This window comes from Chromobacterium fluminis (assembly GCF_011602385.1).
Classification (GTDB): domain Bacteria; phylum Pseudomonadota; class Gammaproteobacteria; order Burkholderiales; family Chromobacteriaceae; genus Chromobacterium; species Chromobacterium fluminis.
Genome location: NZ_JAAOMA010000007.1, coordinates 39,408 through 55,070, shown reverse-complemented (window position 1 = coordinate 55,070; position 15,663 = coordinate 39,408). Strand labels below are relative to the sequence as shown.

Here is a 15,663-nt window from a genome sequence, read left to right as displayed (position 1 = left end):
GATCCTTGGGGCGGACCCGGAGTGTCCTGCCCTCAAAAATACCTCGCGTTAGCGGGGTATTTTTTTGCGGCAGCCTCTCAGAACCGCCTCCTGCTGATGCGCCCATCGCTTCGGGCGGCTGTTTTGGTGCGGAGCGGCCTGAAATGCATGCCGACTGAGCGTGCTAAAATGCCGCCCTTTATTCGACGGCGGCATGTTTTTGAGCGAGGAGGCGTTTGGTGGAATTTCTGGTGAACCTAGTTATGGCCGTTCTAGTGACGGCTTATCCCTTGTGGCGCATCTTCAAGCGGGTCGGCTTGCCGCCTTATTATGCGCTGCTGGTGCTCGTGCCGGTGCTTGGCATGCTGGCGGCGCTGTGGATTCTGGCGAGGTCGAAATGGCCTGCGTTTGAAGGAGCCAAGTGATGGCGATCATCGGGATCATTCTGCTCTTGATTGCGGCGATCACGATTCTGGCGGTGGTGTTGTCCGGAATCGTGATGTCGAGGATGGGGTATTCAAGATGGGCCGGCCTGCTTTTCGCGTTTCCCTTTTTCGGCATCGTCGCGCTTTGGTTTATGGCTTTCTCCCAATGGCCGCGGGAAATGAATACGCCGAAGAAAGATCAATAAGCGCGGATGCTTGCGCGCCGCCTTTAATAAGGCCTTGGGCGGAGCCCATGCGCTTAGCCAGGTTGCCTCTTCGATGCGTGACGAGGGGGAGAAACTGGCTTTAGGATAGCGCCTTCCTAAAAAACACCACTCTTTCAGTTTCCTCGAAACCCAGGCAGGCGTGCATACGCTGCGAATCGACATTGCTTAGCGGCGCGTCGGACGCCAGTTCCATGCAGTCGTGTTCCAAGCCCCAGGCCTGCACCGCCGCCACCAATTGTCGGGCGATGCCGTTTCGCCGGCAGGCGGGCGACACGAAAATGCCTTCCAGGAAGGCGACCGGGCTGTCGGCGCAACCATTGACATAGTCGTGCCGGATCGCCGCGTCGGCGAAGCCCACCGCCTGGCCGGCGGCATCCCGCGCCAGGAAGGCGGCAAGGTGGCCCGACGCGAGGATGGCCTCGCCGTCGCGGTAGTGGGCGGCGGACGCATGGTGCGGCCAGAGTTGTTGGCGCAGCGCCACCCAGTCTGGCAGGGCGACGTGGTCCAGTTTTTGAATCGGCATGGGTATTCCTGTGCCGGCGCGGCGGCGCCGGGAAAAACAAAGGGCCGGCATGGCCGGCCCGGTGTGTGGTCGAAGGCGGCGCGTCAATCGACTTCGCCGCACAGCTCGCAAGGTTGATCTGTTTCGCCGTGAATGGCCAGGATGCCGACATCGCTGGCGCAGTGCTCGCAGAGGGTGAGCAAGGCTTGGGTGTTTTCCAAGGACTCTTGGCTCATGCTGCTCAAGACTTGATACTGTTGCATGTCTCAGCCTTTCATTGCTTGGATGGAGCCCGTACCCTAAACCGTTATGGCGCGGGTCGCCATACTCAGATAGGACAGGTTGTAGGCGGAGGCGCGTCATAAAAGCGTCACTGAACGCCGCCGCTGTTTATCAGGCAGTGGTCAGTACCACTACCGAGGAAATCACCACCGCCATGCCCACCCAGCCCAGCGGCTTGAGCCGCTGGCCAAAAAAGACGCGCGCGCCGATGGCGGTGCCAATGATGCCCAGCGCGCCCCACAGCGCGTAAGCCACGGCTAGGTCGATGCCGCGTACCGCCTGGCCCAGCAGGGTGAAAGCCACCCAAACCATGGCGATGGCGCCGAAGCCCCAGGCCTTGTTGCGGAAGCCGTTGGACTTTTCCAGCATCAGGTTGGCGGCCACTTCTATCAGGGCCGAGGACACTACGAATAAATAGAATACGGTTTTCATGCGCTTTGCTCCTGAGCTTGTTCATCGGCTTCGCCAGACACTACGCAGGCAATGCCCATCACGGACAAGCCCAGCCCGATGATTTCCTGAGTCAGCAAGGTTTCGCCAAATAGATAGACGCCGATCAGCGCCAGGCCGGCCAGGCCCAGGGCTTCCCAGGCGGCGTAAGCCACGCCCACGGAGATGGTGCGGATGGCGAGAGACAGGAAGTAATAGGACAGCGCCAGCGCCGCCGCCATCACGCCGTAGCCCCAGTAGCTTTCGGTGCGGGCGGCGTAAGCCATGAAGGACGTGCCCAAGATTTCGGTGGCGATGGCCACCATCAGAAAAGCCCAGCCCAGCCAGGCTGGGGAAGACGATTGAGTTTGCATGCTACGCTCCTGTGATTGGAAATCCGGAAGCCACATGCGCTAGAGGCGCAACAACGCTCCGCAAAAAGCGCGGATGACGCCGTCAGCAAAGACAGTCGGTCGCTTAGACCGCCCCGTAAAACCGTTTGGGGCAGAAGGGTTGTTTATCGCATTGAAGCGCAAGATAAGCGCCAAAATGGCGTGGCGCTTATGGTGGCTGTTTGAAATTTTGAACAAATATAACACATCGCTAATGGATGTTCAATTTAATTGATAGCAAAAACTTTCAAATATTATTTGCAAGCGGCCAGCCGGACGTTGTAGCGGCGCGCCAGACGGGGCAGCGTGCCGTCGTGGCACAGCGCGTTCAGGGCTTGGTTGAAGTCCGCTACCATGCCCGGTTTAACTGACTTTAACGGGAAACCGTAGAGATAGGTCAGCGGCTGGATGGTGGCCAGCGGGCGAAGGCCGCTCAGCGCTTCGCGCCGGATGATGTAGCGAGTGACGTCTTCGTTGGCGAAAACCACCGCGTCCGAGCCGTAACGCATGGCGGCCAATTTCTTTAACACCGTTTCCTGATTGTTTTCCACGGTGATGTTCATATTGGGCAGGCCGGCAATCAATTTGTCCAAGGCGTTCTGCGTCACCGACGGGCCGTAGACCGCGATGCGGTGATTGAGCAGATCCTGCGCTTGCTGGTAGCGGAAGGTGGAACTGGCGGTGGCGAACAGGCCGTAGCTGCTGTTGTACACCGGCGCGCTCAAGACCAGGGATATCCTGCGCTCCGGCGTGTCCTGCACCGGAAAGATGCCGTCCACCTTGCCTTCCTCGGCCAGCAGCAAGGCGCGGCGCCACACCATGGCCTGAACTTCGCAACTCCAGTTTAGCCGTTTGCATACGGCCACCAGCGTGTCCACCATCAGGCCCTGCGGCAGGGGTTTTTCGGTCACTTCGATGAAGGGCGGGAAATCCTGGGTGACAAAGTGCAGGGTGGCCGCGTCGACATGGAGCGACAGCGACAAGGCCAGCGCGGCGCTGCTCAGCGATTTCAGCATGTGCGGGCTTCTCCCCAATGGACGGCGTAGGACCGGCGGCCAGATTCGGATGCGTTGTTACATTATGGTTGAGTTTCCATGCCGGTTTAACGCTTTATCGGCCGGCCAGGCGCTTCCTTGACGCTGGGAGCGGGGAGCCGCCTGGCCGGCGCGATTTGGAACGCGGTATCGCCGCAACGGATCGGGAGCAGGCTCTAATCAGACCGAGGATGTCGCTCAAGGCAAGGCATTGAATCCGCTGCGTGGATGATGATTTTGATTGCCGGGGCTGCCCGGCGAGCAGGGAGAGGATATTTGCTTGGCCAAATATCCTCTCCACACCTAAAGGCCACCCTGCAAGCCAGGCCTACGGCTTCCCGCCGGTTCCCGTCAGGCCCGAGGGCAGGCTTGAAGGGACCCGGGGCGCGTCGGATACGCGGCTTCCTGTGCAGCAAACCGTGTTTCAAAGCACAGACAAAAGATCGCGAACAGGTTCTTAGTAGCCCATCGTGGCGCCGTCAGGGTTGCGCGGGTCGGAATAACCGTACAAGCCGCCGTCGCGCAGTTGTATGGTCTGGGTCCGGCCCATGCTGGGCTTGAGTGCGATTTTGTAGCCTTGCTCGCGCAACAGCCGCAGCGTGTCCGGGCTCAGGCCTTTTTCCACCCGCAGCTCATCCGGCAGCCACTGATGGTGAACCCGCGGCGTGGACGCGGCTTCGGCCGGGTTCATGCCGAAATCGACGGCGTTGACGATGGTTTGCAAGGTGGTGGTGATGATGCGCGCGCCGCCCGGGCTGCCGGTAACCAGCCAGGGTTTGCCGTTTTTCAGCACCAGCGTCGGCGACATCGACGACAAGGGCCGCTTGCCGGCCGCCACCGCGTTGGCGTCGCCGCCGATCAGGCCGAAGGCGTTGGGCACGCCGGGCTTGACGGAAAAGTCGTCCATCTCGTTATTGAGCAAAATGCCGGTGCCGCCGGCAATGATGCCGCTGCCGAAGTTCAGGTTCAGCGTATAAGTCACCGCCACCGCGTTGCCTTGCTTGTCCACGATGGAGTAGTGGGTGGTCTGGTCGCTTTCATAGGGCTGCGGCTTGCCGGGCTTGATCTCGTCGGCGGGCCGGGCCTTGACCGGGTCTATCGTCGTGGCCAATTGGTCGGCGTAGCGCTTGGAAGTCAGCCCGGCCTGCGGCACTTTGACGAAGGCCGGGTCGCCCAGGTATTCGGAGCGGTCGGCGTAGGCCAGTTTCATCGCCTCGGCCAGGTAGTGGATGGTTTGCGCGCTGTTGGGGCCGTAATCCGCCAGCGGATAGCGCTCCAACAGGTTCAGGATCTGGACGATGTGAATGCCGCCGGAGCTGGGAGGCGGCATGGACACCACTTGGTAGCCGCGGTAGCTGCCGCTGACCGGCGCGCGCTCCTCCACCTTGTAGCCGGCCAGGTCCGCCTTGTTGATCAGGCCGCCGTGGCGCGCCATTTCCGCCACGATCTTGTCGGCGATGCTGCCCTGATAAAAGGCTTTAGGGCCTTGTTGCGCGATCAGGCGCAGAGATTGTCCCAAATCGCGCTGCACCAGCTTCTCGCCGGCGCGCAGCGGGCGGCCGTCGCGGAAAAACACCGCGCGGCTGCTGTCCCAGCGTCCCAGATTGTCCTTTTCCACCTCCAGCATTTCCGCCAGTGTCTGCGACACCGCGAAGCCTTGCTCCGCCAGTTTCACCGCCGGCGCGATCACCTTGGCCAGCGGCAGGCTGCCCCAGCGCTGCTGGGCGTGGGCCAGGCCGGCCACGGTGCCGGGCACGCCCACCGCCAAGTGGGTGTACAACGAGCGGCCGTCAACCACCTTGCCCTGAGCGTCCAGATACATGTCGCGGCTAGCCTTGGCCGGCGCGATCTCGCGGAAATCCAGCGCAATGTTGCGGCCGCTCTTGGCGTCGTGCAGCACCATGAAGCCGCCGCCGCCCAGGTTGCCGGCGTTGGGCAGCGTCACCGCCAGCGCAAAGCCCACGGCCACCGCGGCGTCTACCGCGTTGCCGCCCTGGCGCAGAATGTCCAGCCCCACTTGGGTGGCTAGGCCTTGCTCGGTGGCCACCATGCCGTTACGGGCGTAGACCGGGTGGAAAACATCGTAGTCGTAATCGTATTTGACCTGTGGCGCCGCCGGCGGGCTCAGCGCCAGGGCCGGGGCGTTGAAGCCCAGGCTCAAGCTCAGGGCCAGCGCGCTTAGCAACAGTCTTGGGCGGGGACGGAATGGCGTCATGGTGGTTCTCCTTTGTTGTTTGCGTTTTATGAATGTTGTGATTGCGAGAACATTCTACGGTGCCGCCGCCTGTCGCAAAAGCCTGATTTTCCATGCCAAATGATTTGAAAACTCCAAGGAAGCAAGCCTATAAAGAATCGAGCTTCATAAGTGATGAACCTAGGGGGTTACCATGAGCATATCCCAACGCTTGCTGCTGACCTTGGCGGTTGCCTTGCTCGGCTTGTTCATTGTCGGCGGCTTCGGGCTGCTCCAACTGCATCGCGCCAACGAACGCTTCGATTATCTGCAGATCAACTCCTTTCCCAGCATCCAAACTCTGGATCAGGCCTTGCAAGCGCAAACCGATATGCGGGTGCTGACCTATCGCCACGGGATCAGCGAAGATCCCAAGGTCAAGGCCGACATCGAGGCCAGCATCGCCGAGCTGGACAAGCAGATGGACACCGCGTTGGATCGTTATCAGAAGGAACTAGTGTCCGACGACGAAGACCGGCGGCTGATAGAAAAGGACCGCGCGGACATCCGGGTCTACCGCCAGCAGCGCGACACCGTGTTCAAGATTTCGCGCGAGCAGCCGCCGGAAACCACCCGCAAGGAACTGGTGAACGGGCCGTTGCTGCCCGTGGCCAAGGCTGTGGTCAAGGACATCAAGGATCACATCGAGTACAACTACAAGCTCGCCAAGCAGCTGTCCGCGGACAACGCCGTGGCCTACGAGCAGGCCTTCGTTTCCTCGCTGGTGGCGATCCTGGGCGCCTTGGCCCTCAGCGGCGGGCTGGGCATCGCCTTGTTCCGCAGCATCCGCAGCAGCCTCAGCCAGATAGGCGAAACCCTGGATCAGGTCAGCGCCAGCAAGGATTTCCGCCTGCGCGCCAAAGTCTTGCGCAAGGACGAGATTGGCCGTACCGCCACGGCGTTCAACCACTTGCTGGAAGACCTGCAGCACAGCTTCCGCGGCATACGCGACAACATCTCGGAAATAGACAAAGCCACCTCCGGCCTGGCGGCCAACACCAATCAGATTGCCCGCAGCTCTGAGGTGCAGAGCGAATCCGCCGGGGCCATGGCGGCGGCGGTGGAGCAGATGACGGTGAGCATCAACCATGTGGCCAGCAACGCGGTGGAGGCGCGCACCCAGGCGCAGCAGGCGGGCAGCATGGCCAACGAGGGCGGGCAGGTGATCTCCGCCACGGTGATGGGCATTTCCGAGGTGGCGGGCGCGATCAGCAACGCCTCCCATCGCATTGGACAATTGAAGGACGACAGCGCCACCATCGCCTCGGTGATGGGGGTAATCAAGGACATCGCCGATCAGACCAACCTTTTGGCTCTGAACGCGGCGATCGAGGCGGCGCGCGCCGGCGAAACCGGCCGAGGTTTCGCGGTGGTGGCCGACGAAGTGCGCAAACTGGCCGAGCGCACCGCCAGCTCCACCACGGAAATCGCCACCATCATCAACAAAATGCAAAGCAGCACGCTGGAAGCGGTGCAAAGCATGGAAAAAGTGGTGGAACAAGTGCATCAGGAAACCGACAACGCCCGTGAAGCCAGCAATGTGATAGAGAAAATTCAGGACAGCAGCGGTCAGGCGATGGAGCTGGTCAAGGACATTTCCGGCAGCATCAACGAGCAAAGCAGCGCCAGCAACACCATTGCCCAGAAGGTGGAGCAGATCGCGCAGATGGCGGAAGAGAACGCGTCCGCCTCCAGCGCCTCGGCGGACGCGGCGGAGCAATTGCAGCAGCAGGCCAAAAACATTCTGAACACCGTGACTCAGTACCAAGTGTAGGGCCGCGGCGCCGCTGAATATATGTGCTTAATAGATATTCTTACTTAGTACTTTCTCCTGTTTTCTCGATATGCCTATAACAAAGCTATATCTGGCATCGGGTGAAGAAACGGAGAATGAGGATGAATATCTCACAGCGGCTTATGCTGACCATGATGGTGGCCATGTTGGCCTTGATCGGCGTCGGTAGTTACGGCCTGTGGCAATTGCACAGTGCTAATGAGCGGTTTGATTATCTGAAAGTCAATACCTTCCCCAGCATCAAGGCGCTGGACCAGGGCTTGCTGGCTCTGACCAAGATGCGCGTGGCGGCTTATCGCCACGGCATCGCCGCGGACGCCAAGAGCAAGGCGGACGCTGAAGCGCAGATCGCTGAAGGCAACAAGGCGCTGGATCAGGTGCTGGCTGTTTATGAGAAAGACCTGCTGTCCAATGACGCGGACCGCAAGCTGTTGCAGCAAGACCGGGCGGATCTGCAAGCCTACCGCGGTCATCTTGAGGGCTTTTTGAAAGCCTCGCGCGAGAATAACGGCGCGGCGGCGCAGGCCATGCTGGTGACGGGGCCGATCCCGGACTCCGCCAAGGCGCTGGCCAATGACCTCAACAACCATATCGATTTTAACTACGCATTGGCGGACAGCTTATCCAAGGACAACGCCGCCGCTTACAGCATGGCCTTCGGCAGTTCGGTGGCGGTCATCTCGGCTTGTTTATTATTGAGCGGCGGCCTGGGTTGGTTGCTGTTCAGCCATATCCGGACCAGCCTGCATCAGATCCGCTCCACTATGTTCACGGTGAACCAACAAAAAGACTTCACCTTGCGCGCGCCGGTGGGCCGCATGGACGAGGTGGGAGAAACCGCGTCCGCTTTCAACCAACTGTTGGAGAACCTGCAGCGCAGCTTCCGTGACATCCGCGACAGCATCGGCTCCATCGACGGCGCGATGTCCGGCCTGGCCAACAACACCCATGAGATTGCCCGCAGTTCGGAAATGCAAAGCGAATCCGCCGCGGCGATGGCGGCGGCGGTGGAACAGATGACGGTGAGCATCAACCATGTCGCTTCCAGTGCGCAGGAGGCGCGCGGCCAGTCGCAGCAGGCCGGCGAGATGGCGACGGAAGGCGGCCAAGTGATTTCCGCCACCGTGCGCGGCATCACCCAGGTAGCCGGCGCGATCACCGACGCCGCGCAGCGCATTGGGCAATTGAAAGAAGACAGCGCCACCATCGCCTCGGTGATGGGGGTGATCAAAGACATCGCAGATCAAACCAATCTTCTGGCCCTGAACGCGGCGATCGAGGCGGCGCGCGCCGGGGAGATGGGGCGTGGTTTCGCCGTAGTGGCGGACGAGGTGCGCAAATTGGCGGAACGCACCGCCAGTTCCACCACCGAGATTGCCGCCATCATCAACAAGATGCAGAGCAGCACGATGGAAGCGGTGCAGAGCATGGAAAAAGTGGTGGAACAAGTGCATCAGGAAACCGCCAACACCCGCGCCGCCAACGACGCCATCGACGGAATACGGGATAGTAGCGGGAAGGCGATGGAATTGGTGCGCGATATTTCCAACAGCATTGCGGAGCAGAGCGTGGCCAGCAACACCATTGCTCAGCGCGTGGAGCAGATTGCCCAGATGGCGGAGGAAAACTCTTCGGCGTCCAGCGGTTCGGCGGACGCCGCCGGGCAGCTGAGCCAGCAAGCGCGGGTGATTTTGCAAACGGTGTCGGCTTATCAGGTGTAAGCCTGGGTATGGGCGCCTCGCCTTTGCCTGCGAGATTGTAAACACATTCTAAGGGCGGCGCGGCGGAAACGCCGGCGCCGCCCTTGGACGAAGCCGAAGGCCTATTCCAGGCCTTGGCGGAGTTGCGCGTAAGGCTTATTCAGCTTGCTGCTTTTCGGCCTTGTCCCGCTTGGCGCGTTTTTGCTCCTTCTTTTTGCTTGGCTTTTCGGTCATCGGGTGTTTCAGCACCTTGGCGGCCAGCTTTCTAGCCGATTTAGTCGCCTTCTTCTGCCCGCGTACCTTGTCCGCCAACGCCGCCAGTTTTTTTGCGGCGCGTTTGATTTTGGCCATTCAGACTCTCCTTTACGGATTGATGAATCGAAGCCCCATGGTACGGCGCGGCGGAGAATAAACACCGGACCTTTCAGGCCGTTGACAGTGGGGGAATGAACGCGAATGCCGTTAGAACCTGTTTACGATCTGCTGCGCGTCGGCGATACGGCGTTGAAAACGGCTTCGAAATGCTCATGTACCACGTGTACATTCCGCTTTCTCAGCCGTTTTCGCCTTGTCTCGCTCTAGCTCGCGAGATCGTAAATACGTTTCTAGGGGCGCGGCAAATCAGGAGGAGGGGAAGGTGAAAATGACAAGCATTTCGGCTGGGCGAGTCACCCGCCTGTGGTTTTTATCCGGCACCAAGAGGGAGGGTGAATGGATCAAACAGGTGACTCGCGCAGCCGCCTTGCCCGTGTTGCTGAAGACAAGGATTGCAGGCTTTTTACCATAGATTGCCCACGCCAGCTATTGTCACATTCCCCATTGCCGCCCGGACGAAGGCCGTCCGGGCGTGTTTTTCGCCTTATAACCTGTTCAATGTCTGCTGCGCGTCGGCGATACGGCGTTAAAAACCGCTTCAGAATGCTCATGTACCACTTGTACATTCCGCTTCTTCAGCGGTTTTCGCCTTGTCTCGCTCTTGCTCGCGAGACTTTGAACAGGTTCTTAGGACAGCGCTGCTTGCGCCTCCGCGTCACTCTCGTGCATGTGGATGCTGACGGCGATCAGCACTTCCAGATGGTCGAAGAAGCCGGCCCATGTGCCGCGTTGCGGGCTGAAATCGAACAAGTTCATATCATGGGCGATGCGGGAGAGCAGACCGTGGCCGGCGTGGTCCGGGTGTTGGCGAAATAGATCAACCAGCGCTTGGCCATGGCGTTCGCCCAGCGCGTAGGCCTCCGAGAAGTCCCGGCACTGTGGCACCCGCCAGTAATGCGGAAGGCTGCGGTCCGGCGAGGGGCCGACAAAGGGCAGTTTGGCTTCGCGGGCCTCCAGCAGGCGGTAGAAGGCGCGTAGTTCTTCTTTGGATTTACTCATGGCGGGCCTCCTTATTGAAACAGGCAAGCGCCGATATGGGGGATAACGGGGAAACAGGGCGGGATACGCGCCTAATGGATGTCGACATTGCTACCTCCTCAAGCGGATGCCGGCCTGGCCGCGGGGCGCGGCTAGGCGGGCGCATGACAAGGTTGGACTACCGGGAGATCGTTCCAAAGACCGGCGCACCGCGAGGTGCCCTCGCCATGGCCCGCCCGAATAGGCAAAGCAATAGCGAGACAGAGCGCGGGGAGGCCGCGGTCTGCCGAAACGATCTCAACGTCGGGAGTCCAAGCCCGAGCGCCGCAGTTGCAGCGGCGCGGGGCTATTGTTGGCGAGGCGGGCGCTTGCTGTCAATGAAGGGACGGCAAGGATGAAAAAAACCGCCCCGCGGACCAGGCCGGCGGGGCGGTGGATGAAGCCGTTTAATCGCTGGCTTAGAACGTGTTTACGATCTCGCGAGCTAAGGCGAGACAAGGCGAAAACGGCTGAGAAAGCGGAATGTACAGGTGGTACATGAGCATTTCGAAGCCGGTTTCAACGCGGTATCGTCGACGCGCAGCAGATCGTAAACAGGTTCTTAGAGCTTGAAGGCCAGCGTGGTCTGCTGCAACCTCTCCGCCACCACCGCCAGTTCGCGGGTGGCTTGAGAAAACACATCCACCGCAATGCCGTTTTCCTTGGACATCTGGGCGATGGCTTCCACGCGGGTGGCCAGTTCGGTGCTGGCCTGACGCTGTTCCTGCATCGCCATGGCGATGTCGCTGATGGCCCCGACCACGCCTTCCGCGCTTTCTTCCACCGAGCTGATGGTGGTGGACACATGTTCCGAGGATTCCACCACTTGGCTGACGATGTGGCGGCTGCTGCGCATGCTGTCCACCGCCTCCTTGGCTCCGGCCTGGATCTTGGCGATCATTTGGGTGATTTCGGTGGCGGAGCCGGTGGTGCGTTCCGCCAGCTTGCGCACTTCGTCGGCCACCACGGCGAAGCCGCGGCCCTGTTCGCCGGCGCGGGCGGCCTCAATGGCGGCGTTGAGCGCCAAGAGGTTGGTCTGATCCGCCACTTCCTTGATGACGGTGGCGATGCTGCTGATCATCTGCGCCTGTTCGGACAAGGATTCCAGGTTGTTGGCGGAGGCGGCCACGCTGTCGTTGACCTTGCGCACCTGATGGGTGGAGTCCTGCACTTCTTTGTTGCCTATCTTGGCCTGGCTGCCGGCTTCGCTGGCCTGGGAGTCCGCCAGCGAGGCGTTGTTGGAGCATTGGTCGATGCTGACGGTCAGCTCTTCGATCGACGCAGCGGCGCTGGAGGTGGCGTTGACCTGCTGGCCGATGCTGGCGCTGACTTGCTCGGTGGAGGCGGCCAGTTCCTCCGCGGTGGCGGCCACGCTGGAGGCGGAGTTGATGATGTCGCCCACGGTAACGCGCAGTTTTTTCTGGGTGTCGGACAGCGATTGCATCATCAGGGCCACTTCGTCCTTGCCCTGTACTTCGATTTCGCCGGTCAGGTCGCCGCTGCCCAGTTGGAACAGCGCCGCCATGCCTTTTTTCAGGCTGCCGATGATGCCGTTCTGTATCATCAAGCCCAGCATTAGTAATACGACTACGGCTGCTACTAGCACGACGATGGTGGTATTGCGAGCCCTTTGGTATTCCTGATCCGCGGTCTCTTTTGCTTTATCGGCCACTTTGATGTTGATGTCGACGATCTGGCTCATGATGTCGTCGACGACTTGGAATTTGGGCCGGCACTCCTTGGACATCAGTTCCAGCGCTTTCTTGTTATTGACCCCGTCGCCAGTATCGCTGTAGTTGAGGTCGCGGACTTTTTTACAGGCTTCCTCCATGGCCGGCCAGGCGGCGTCAAAGCGTTTGAGCGCGTCCACTTCCGGCGGGGTGAGTACGGTTTTGCGATAGAGATCCATCAGCCGGTTCATCTCCGCCACGTATTTGGCGTGGTTGGCGGTAATCTGGTCCATCTGTTTTTTGTCGCTCTCGGCGATGAAGCGGTAGTCGGACCGGCTGACGTAGATGGCGTACTGGTTGGCGCTGGAGACCCAATTGACTGACATCAGCAGATTGTCATGCATGTCAATGGTGAGATTGTTCATCTCCGCGGTGCTTTTGATGCCAACCGTGCCGATGACCACGCTGGCCAGCACGCCAAGCAGTATCAGCCCCAAGATCTTGACCTTGATGCTGAACTGCGCAAGAAAGTTTCCCATCGCTCGCTCCCTAACTTCCGCCGATAATCACGTATTGTTTTCTAGCTACTGTTATAAGTGTGTAGTGCAGCTGTATTCATCTTGCAATGCCGGTTGTTGGATATTTTGCAGACGGGCAATGCGCGTTAGGAGAATGATTTTCAATTCCCTGTTTGCCTGGGCGCGGAGATTGCAATTGCGCCTCCAGCGCTTATCTTTGAAACTGAGGCAGCGGACAATGGGCGCGGGGAACGGGGGCGGCGGCCGGTGGTCTGAGTTAGCTTGTTCACGGGGCAGTTAAAAGCGGCGGGCTGTGAGCCCTCCCGATTAAGAGCCACTAACAAACCCTCGCAGAGAACCTGAACCAAGGCGCGCCGACGCAGGCAGTACAAGTCGTACGGCAAGGAGGCGCAACGTGGGATCAGGGGTTTTGTTAGCGGGTCTAAAAAAGCGTATTGCATGAAAGCCATTACCGTAGCCACTTACAATATCCACAAGGGCATGTCGCCGCTGAACCGCCATGTGCGGCTGGGCGATATGGCTTCCGCGCTGGAGTCCATAGACGCCGATGTGCTGTTCCTGCAGGAGGTGCAAGGCAAGAACATTGAGCGCGCCTTGCAGCACGCCAGCTGGCCCAAGCTGCCGCAGCATCATTTTCTGGCGCGCCGGCTGGATCACAAGGTGGCTTACGGCCTGAATGCGGCCTATGAGCACGGCCATCACGGCAACGCCTTGCTGACGCGCTTTCCCATCAATACCTGGTGCAACCGCGATATCTCGGTCAACCGCTTCGAGAACCGCGGCCTGCTGCACTGTCAGCTGACGCCGGCGGGCTGGAAGCGGCCGGTGGTGACCTTGTGCGGCCATTTCAATCTGTTGGCGCGGGACCGGCGCAAGCAGTATCTGGACCTGGCGCGCTATGTGCGCGAGAACGTGCCGGCGGACGCGCCGCTGATTCTGGCCGGCGATTTCAACGACTGGCGGGAAGAGGCGACGGATCACCTGATGGACAGCCTGGGCATGGTGGAGGTGTTCGATCAGTTGTTCGGCCGCCATGCGCGCAGCTTTCCGGCGCGCATGCCCATGTTGCCGCTGGACCGGATCTATGTGCGCGGGCTGAAGCCCTTGGGGGCGGAGGTGCTGAGGGGCGCGCCGTGGTCGCGCTTGTCCGATCATTTGCCGCTGTCCGCCAGCCTGGTGCCTATCTGACGGTAGGCGTGATTTTCCCAGAGCCTTTTAACGGGCTTTGAGCGTCCAAGTAAGCAACAGGGCTCCGCATGGCGGAGCCCTGTTGCTTTGTATCTCCAACGCGCGGCTTTAGAGGTGGAAGCGTTCCACCACGTGTTTGAGCTTGCTGGCGTGGCCGTTCAGTTCGCTGAGGGTGGCGCTGGCGCCTTGCGCCACTTCCGAGGTGCTGCGGGTCATGCCGTTGATGTGTTCGGTGGTGTGGGCGATGTTGCCGACGGCGGTGGATTGCTCGCGGGTGGCGTGGGTGATCTGGGTGAAGGTATCCACCACTTGCCGCATCAGGCCGCCGATGTTTTCGATCTCGCTGGCCGCGCCCTGAGCCAGGTCCACGCTCTGGTCCACGGTGGAACGGGCCTGCTGCATGCTGGCGACGGTGCCGGCGGTTTGCTGGCGCATGCCTTGGGTCATATTGGTGATTTCGGTGGTGGCCTGGGCGGTGCGTTCGGCCAGCTTGCGCACTTCGTCGGCCACCACGGCGAAGCCGCGGCCCATTTCCCCGGCGCGGGCGGCTTCGATGGCGGCGTTGAGCGCCAGCAGGTTGGTTTGATCGGCGATGTCTTTGATCACGTTGACGATGGAGCTGATTTCCTCGGAGCGGGTGCCCAGCGAATGCAGGGTGTCGCTGAGGGTGGACATGGCCTGGGAGAGCTTGCCCACTTCGGCGGACACTTGGTGCATGGCCTGGCGGCCGCGTTCCGCGCTGTTGTTGGCTTGAGAGATGATGGCGTTGGCGTCGGCGGTGGTGTCGGCCACATGGGTGACGCTGACGGTGATCTGCTCAATGGTGGCGGCGCTGGAGCTGATGGCTTGGTTGACCTGGTCCGCGTCCTCGCTGATGCGGTTGGTGGTCTGGTGCAAAGAGCCGACGGCGCTGACCAGTTCTCCGGCGTTGTTGTTGACTTCGCCTATCAGGCGGCGCAGCCGCTGGTTCATGACGCCGATTTGCCCCAGCGCGCTGGCTTCCGGCGCTTTGGGCACCTCCACCGCCAGATTGCCGGAGGCAATTTCCTGCAGCACGCTCTCGATGTCGGTGACGGAGCCGCCCAGCTGGGTGTGGATCTGGCGGCGGCCCAGCAGGATCAGCAGCAGGATTTCGCCCACCAGCAGCACGATGGCGGTGAGGAACTGCAGCTGGGCGTTGGACAGCCTGTCTTTGGCCTGCGCCAGCGCGGCGTTGGTGCGCTGGTCCAGCAGCACGAAGAAGTCGTCGATGGGCTTCATGATCTGGGCTTTGAACTGATGGTATTCCTTGCTGTGCACCAGTTTGCGCGCCAGTTCCATGTCCGGCTGGCCGCTGACGGTGTACTGCCCTTGGGCGTCGGCGAACTTGCCTTTAACCGCGTTCATCGCCCGTACTTCCAGTTTGACCAGGCCGTCGGAGTTGGCTTGAGCCTCCTTGAGCTTGGCGAACTCGCCGTCGGTAAAGCCGGCTTGTTGCATCAGGGTTTGCAAGGGCACGGTTTCGCTGTCCGGCCTGGGCTTTTCCTGGCCGGCGGCGACGAAGTCCCAGTAGATGCGGTTGTACTCCTGCGGGCGAGGCGCTTTGCCGTTGCGGATGTCCAGCACGCGGTTGTATTGCTGCTCATAGCCGGGGTCGCCGGTGACGACGTAGGTGCGGCCCAGACGGGTCAGGTCGTCCGAGCTTTGTCGCAGTTCGGAGGCCAGCAAGTAGGAGTGGTAGCGGCTTTCGCTGGCGGCGCTCATCACATCCACCGCCTGGCGCATGGAAACGAAGGTGTAGATCACGCCGATGAAGGTGAGCGCGATGAGAAGCAGCAGACCAGTGATGGCCTGGTTGGCGCGTAGGTTTTTCATGTGGAGATGTCCTCACAGTGCA

15 protein-coding genes are annotated in these 15,663 nt (G+C 60.7%); 5 read left to right on the top strand and 10 right to left on the bottom strand.

What is annotated here, in order from left to right; all coding sequences use genetic code 11:
• The first annotated feature begins 218 nt into the window (after nucleotides 1–218).
• A complete protein-coding gene (locus tag HA052_RS07000) occupies nucleotides 219–404 on the top strand; it encodes a hypothetical protein (protein ID WP_240937301.1) in 186 nt (61 codons plus the stop codon).
• Complete coding sequence (locus HA052_RS06995; protein ID WP_166451361.1) at nucleotides 404–610, top strand: hypothetical protein; 207 nt, start codon at nucleotides 404–406, stop codon at nucleotides 608–610. The genes HA052_RS07000 and HA052_RS06995 overlap by 1 nt, the downstream gene beginning before the upstream one ends.
• Before the next feature lie 100 nt (nucleotides 611–710).
• On the opposite strand, the gene aac(6') is transcribed toward HA052_RS06995, so the two are convergent.
• From aac(6') to ggt, 6 genes are all read right to left on the bottom strand, one after another.
• Entirely contained in the window at nucleotides 711–1,154 is a 444-nt protein-coding gene (aac(6'), locus tag HA052_RS06990) for an aminoglycoside 6'-N-acetyltransferase (RefSeq protein WP_166451360.1), read from the bottom strand.
• An 83-nt stretch (nucleotides 1,155–1,237) separates the two neighbouring features.
• Nucleotides 1,238–1,396, bottom strand: a complete 159-nt coding sequence (locus HA052_RS06985; RefSeq protein WP_166451359.1) for a hypothetical protein — start codon at nucleotides 1,394–1,396, stop codon at nucleotides 1,238–1,240.
• Nucleotides 1,397–1,526: 130 nt separating this feature from the next.
• On the bottom strand, nucleotides 1,527–1,847 hold the full coding sequence (locus HA052_RS06980) for an SMR family transporter (RefSeq protein WP_019099898.1): 321 nt from the start codon (nucleotides 1,845–1,847) through the stop codon (nucleotides 1,527–1,529).
• On the bottom strand, nucleotides 1,844–2,218 hold the full coding sequence (locus HA052_RS06975) for a DMT family transporter (RefSeq protein ID WP_166451358.1): 375 nt from the start codon (nucleotides 2,216–2,218) through the stop codon (nucleotides 1,844–1,846). Before HA052_RS06975 ends, HA052_RS06980 begins: the two co-directional genes overlap by 4 nt.
• 272 nt (nucleotides 2,219–2,490) lie before the next feature.
• Entirely contained in the window at nucleotides 2,491–3,252 is a 762-nt protein-coding gene (locus HA052_RS06970; RefSeq protein ID WP_166451357.1) for a substrate-binding periplasmic protein, read from the bottom strand.
• Nucleotides 3,253–3,727: 475 nt separating this feature from the next.
• Nucleotides 3,728–5,485 (bottom strand): gamma-glutamyltransferase, encoded by a 1,758-nt coding sequence (ggt, locus tag HA052_RS06965; RefSeq protein ID WP_166451356.1) that lies wholly within the window; start codon nucleotides 5,483–5,485, stop codon nucleotides 3,728–3,730.
• Nucleotides 5,486–5,657: 172 nt separating this feature from the next.
• Here ggt and HA052_RS06960 point away from each other — a divergent pair, with 172 nt between their 5' ends.
• Together HA052_RS06960 and HA052_RS06955 are read left to right on the top strand one after the other, a co-directional pair.
• Nucleotides 5,658–7,277 (top strand): HAMP domain-containing methyl-accepting chemotaxis protein, encoded by a 1,620-nt coding sequence (locus HA052_RS06960; RefSeq protein WP_166451355.1) that lies wholly within the window; start codon nucleotides 5,658–5,660, stop codon nucleotides 7,275–7,277.
• A 122-nt stretch (nucleotides 7,278–7,399) separates the two neighbouring features.
• Nucleotides 7,400–9,019, top strand: coding sequence for a methyl-accepting chemotaxis protein (locus tag HA052_RS06955; protein WP_166451354.1), 1,620 nt, complete (start codon nucleotides 7,400–7,402; stop codon nucleotides 9,017–9,019).
• Between the two features lie 135 nt (nucleotides 9,020–9,154).
• On the opposite strand, the gene HA052_RS06950 is transcribed toward HA052_RS06955, so the two are convergent.
• The 3 genes from HA052_RS06950 to HA052_RS06940 all read right to left on the bottom strand — a co-directional run bounded on the left by HA052_RS06950 (nucleotide 9,155) and on the right by HA052_RS06940 (nucleotide 12,599).
• Entirely contained in the window at nucleotides 9,155–9,349 is a 195-nt protein-coding gene (locus tag HA052_RS06950; RefSeq protein ID WP_166451353.1) for a hypothetical protein, read from the bottom strand.
• Between the two features lie 651 nt (nucleotides 9,350–10,000).
• A complete protein-coding gene (locus HA052_RS06945; protein WP_166451352.1) occupies nucleotides 10,001–10,372 on the bottom strand; it encodes a hypothetical protein in 372 nt (123 codons plus the stop codon).
• 580 nt (nucleotides 10,373–10,952) lie between these two features.
• Nucleotides 10,953–12,599: a HAMP domain-containing methyl-accepting chemotaxis protein gene (locus tag HA052_RS06940; RefSeq protein ID WP_166451351.1), complete on the bottom strand. Its 1,647-nt coding sequence runs from the start codon at nucleotides 12,597–12,599 to the stop codon at nucleotides 10,953–10,955.
• A gap of 438 nt (nucleotides 12,600–13,037) precedes the next feature.
• On the opposite strand from HA052_RS06940, the gene HA052_RS06935 reads away from it, so the two are divergent.
• Complete coding sequence (locus HA052_RS06935) at nucleotides 13,038–13,787, top strand: endonuclease/exonuclease/phosphatase family protein (protein ID WP_166451350.1); 750 nt, start codon at nucleotides 13,038–13,040, stop codon at nucleotides 13,785–13,787.
• A gap of 108 nt (nucleotides 13,788–13,895) precedes the next feature.
• Here the strand turns inward: HA052_RS06935 and HA052_RS06930 are convergent, their stop codons facing one another.
• A complete protein-coding gene (locus HA052_RS06930) occupies nucleotides 13,896–15,641 on the bottom strand; it encodes a methyl-accepting chemotaxis protein (RefSeq protein ID WP_166451349.1) in 1,746 nt (581 codons plus the stop codon).
• Nucleotides 15,642–15,663: the final 22 nt, after the last annotated feature.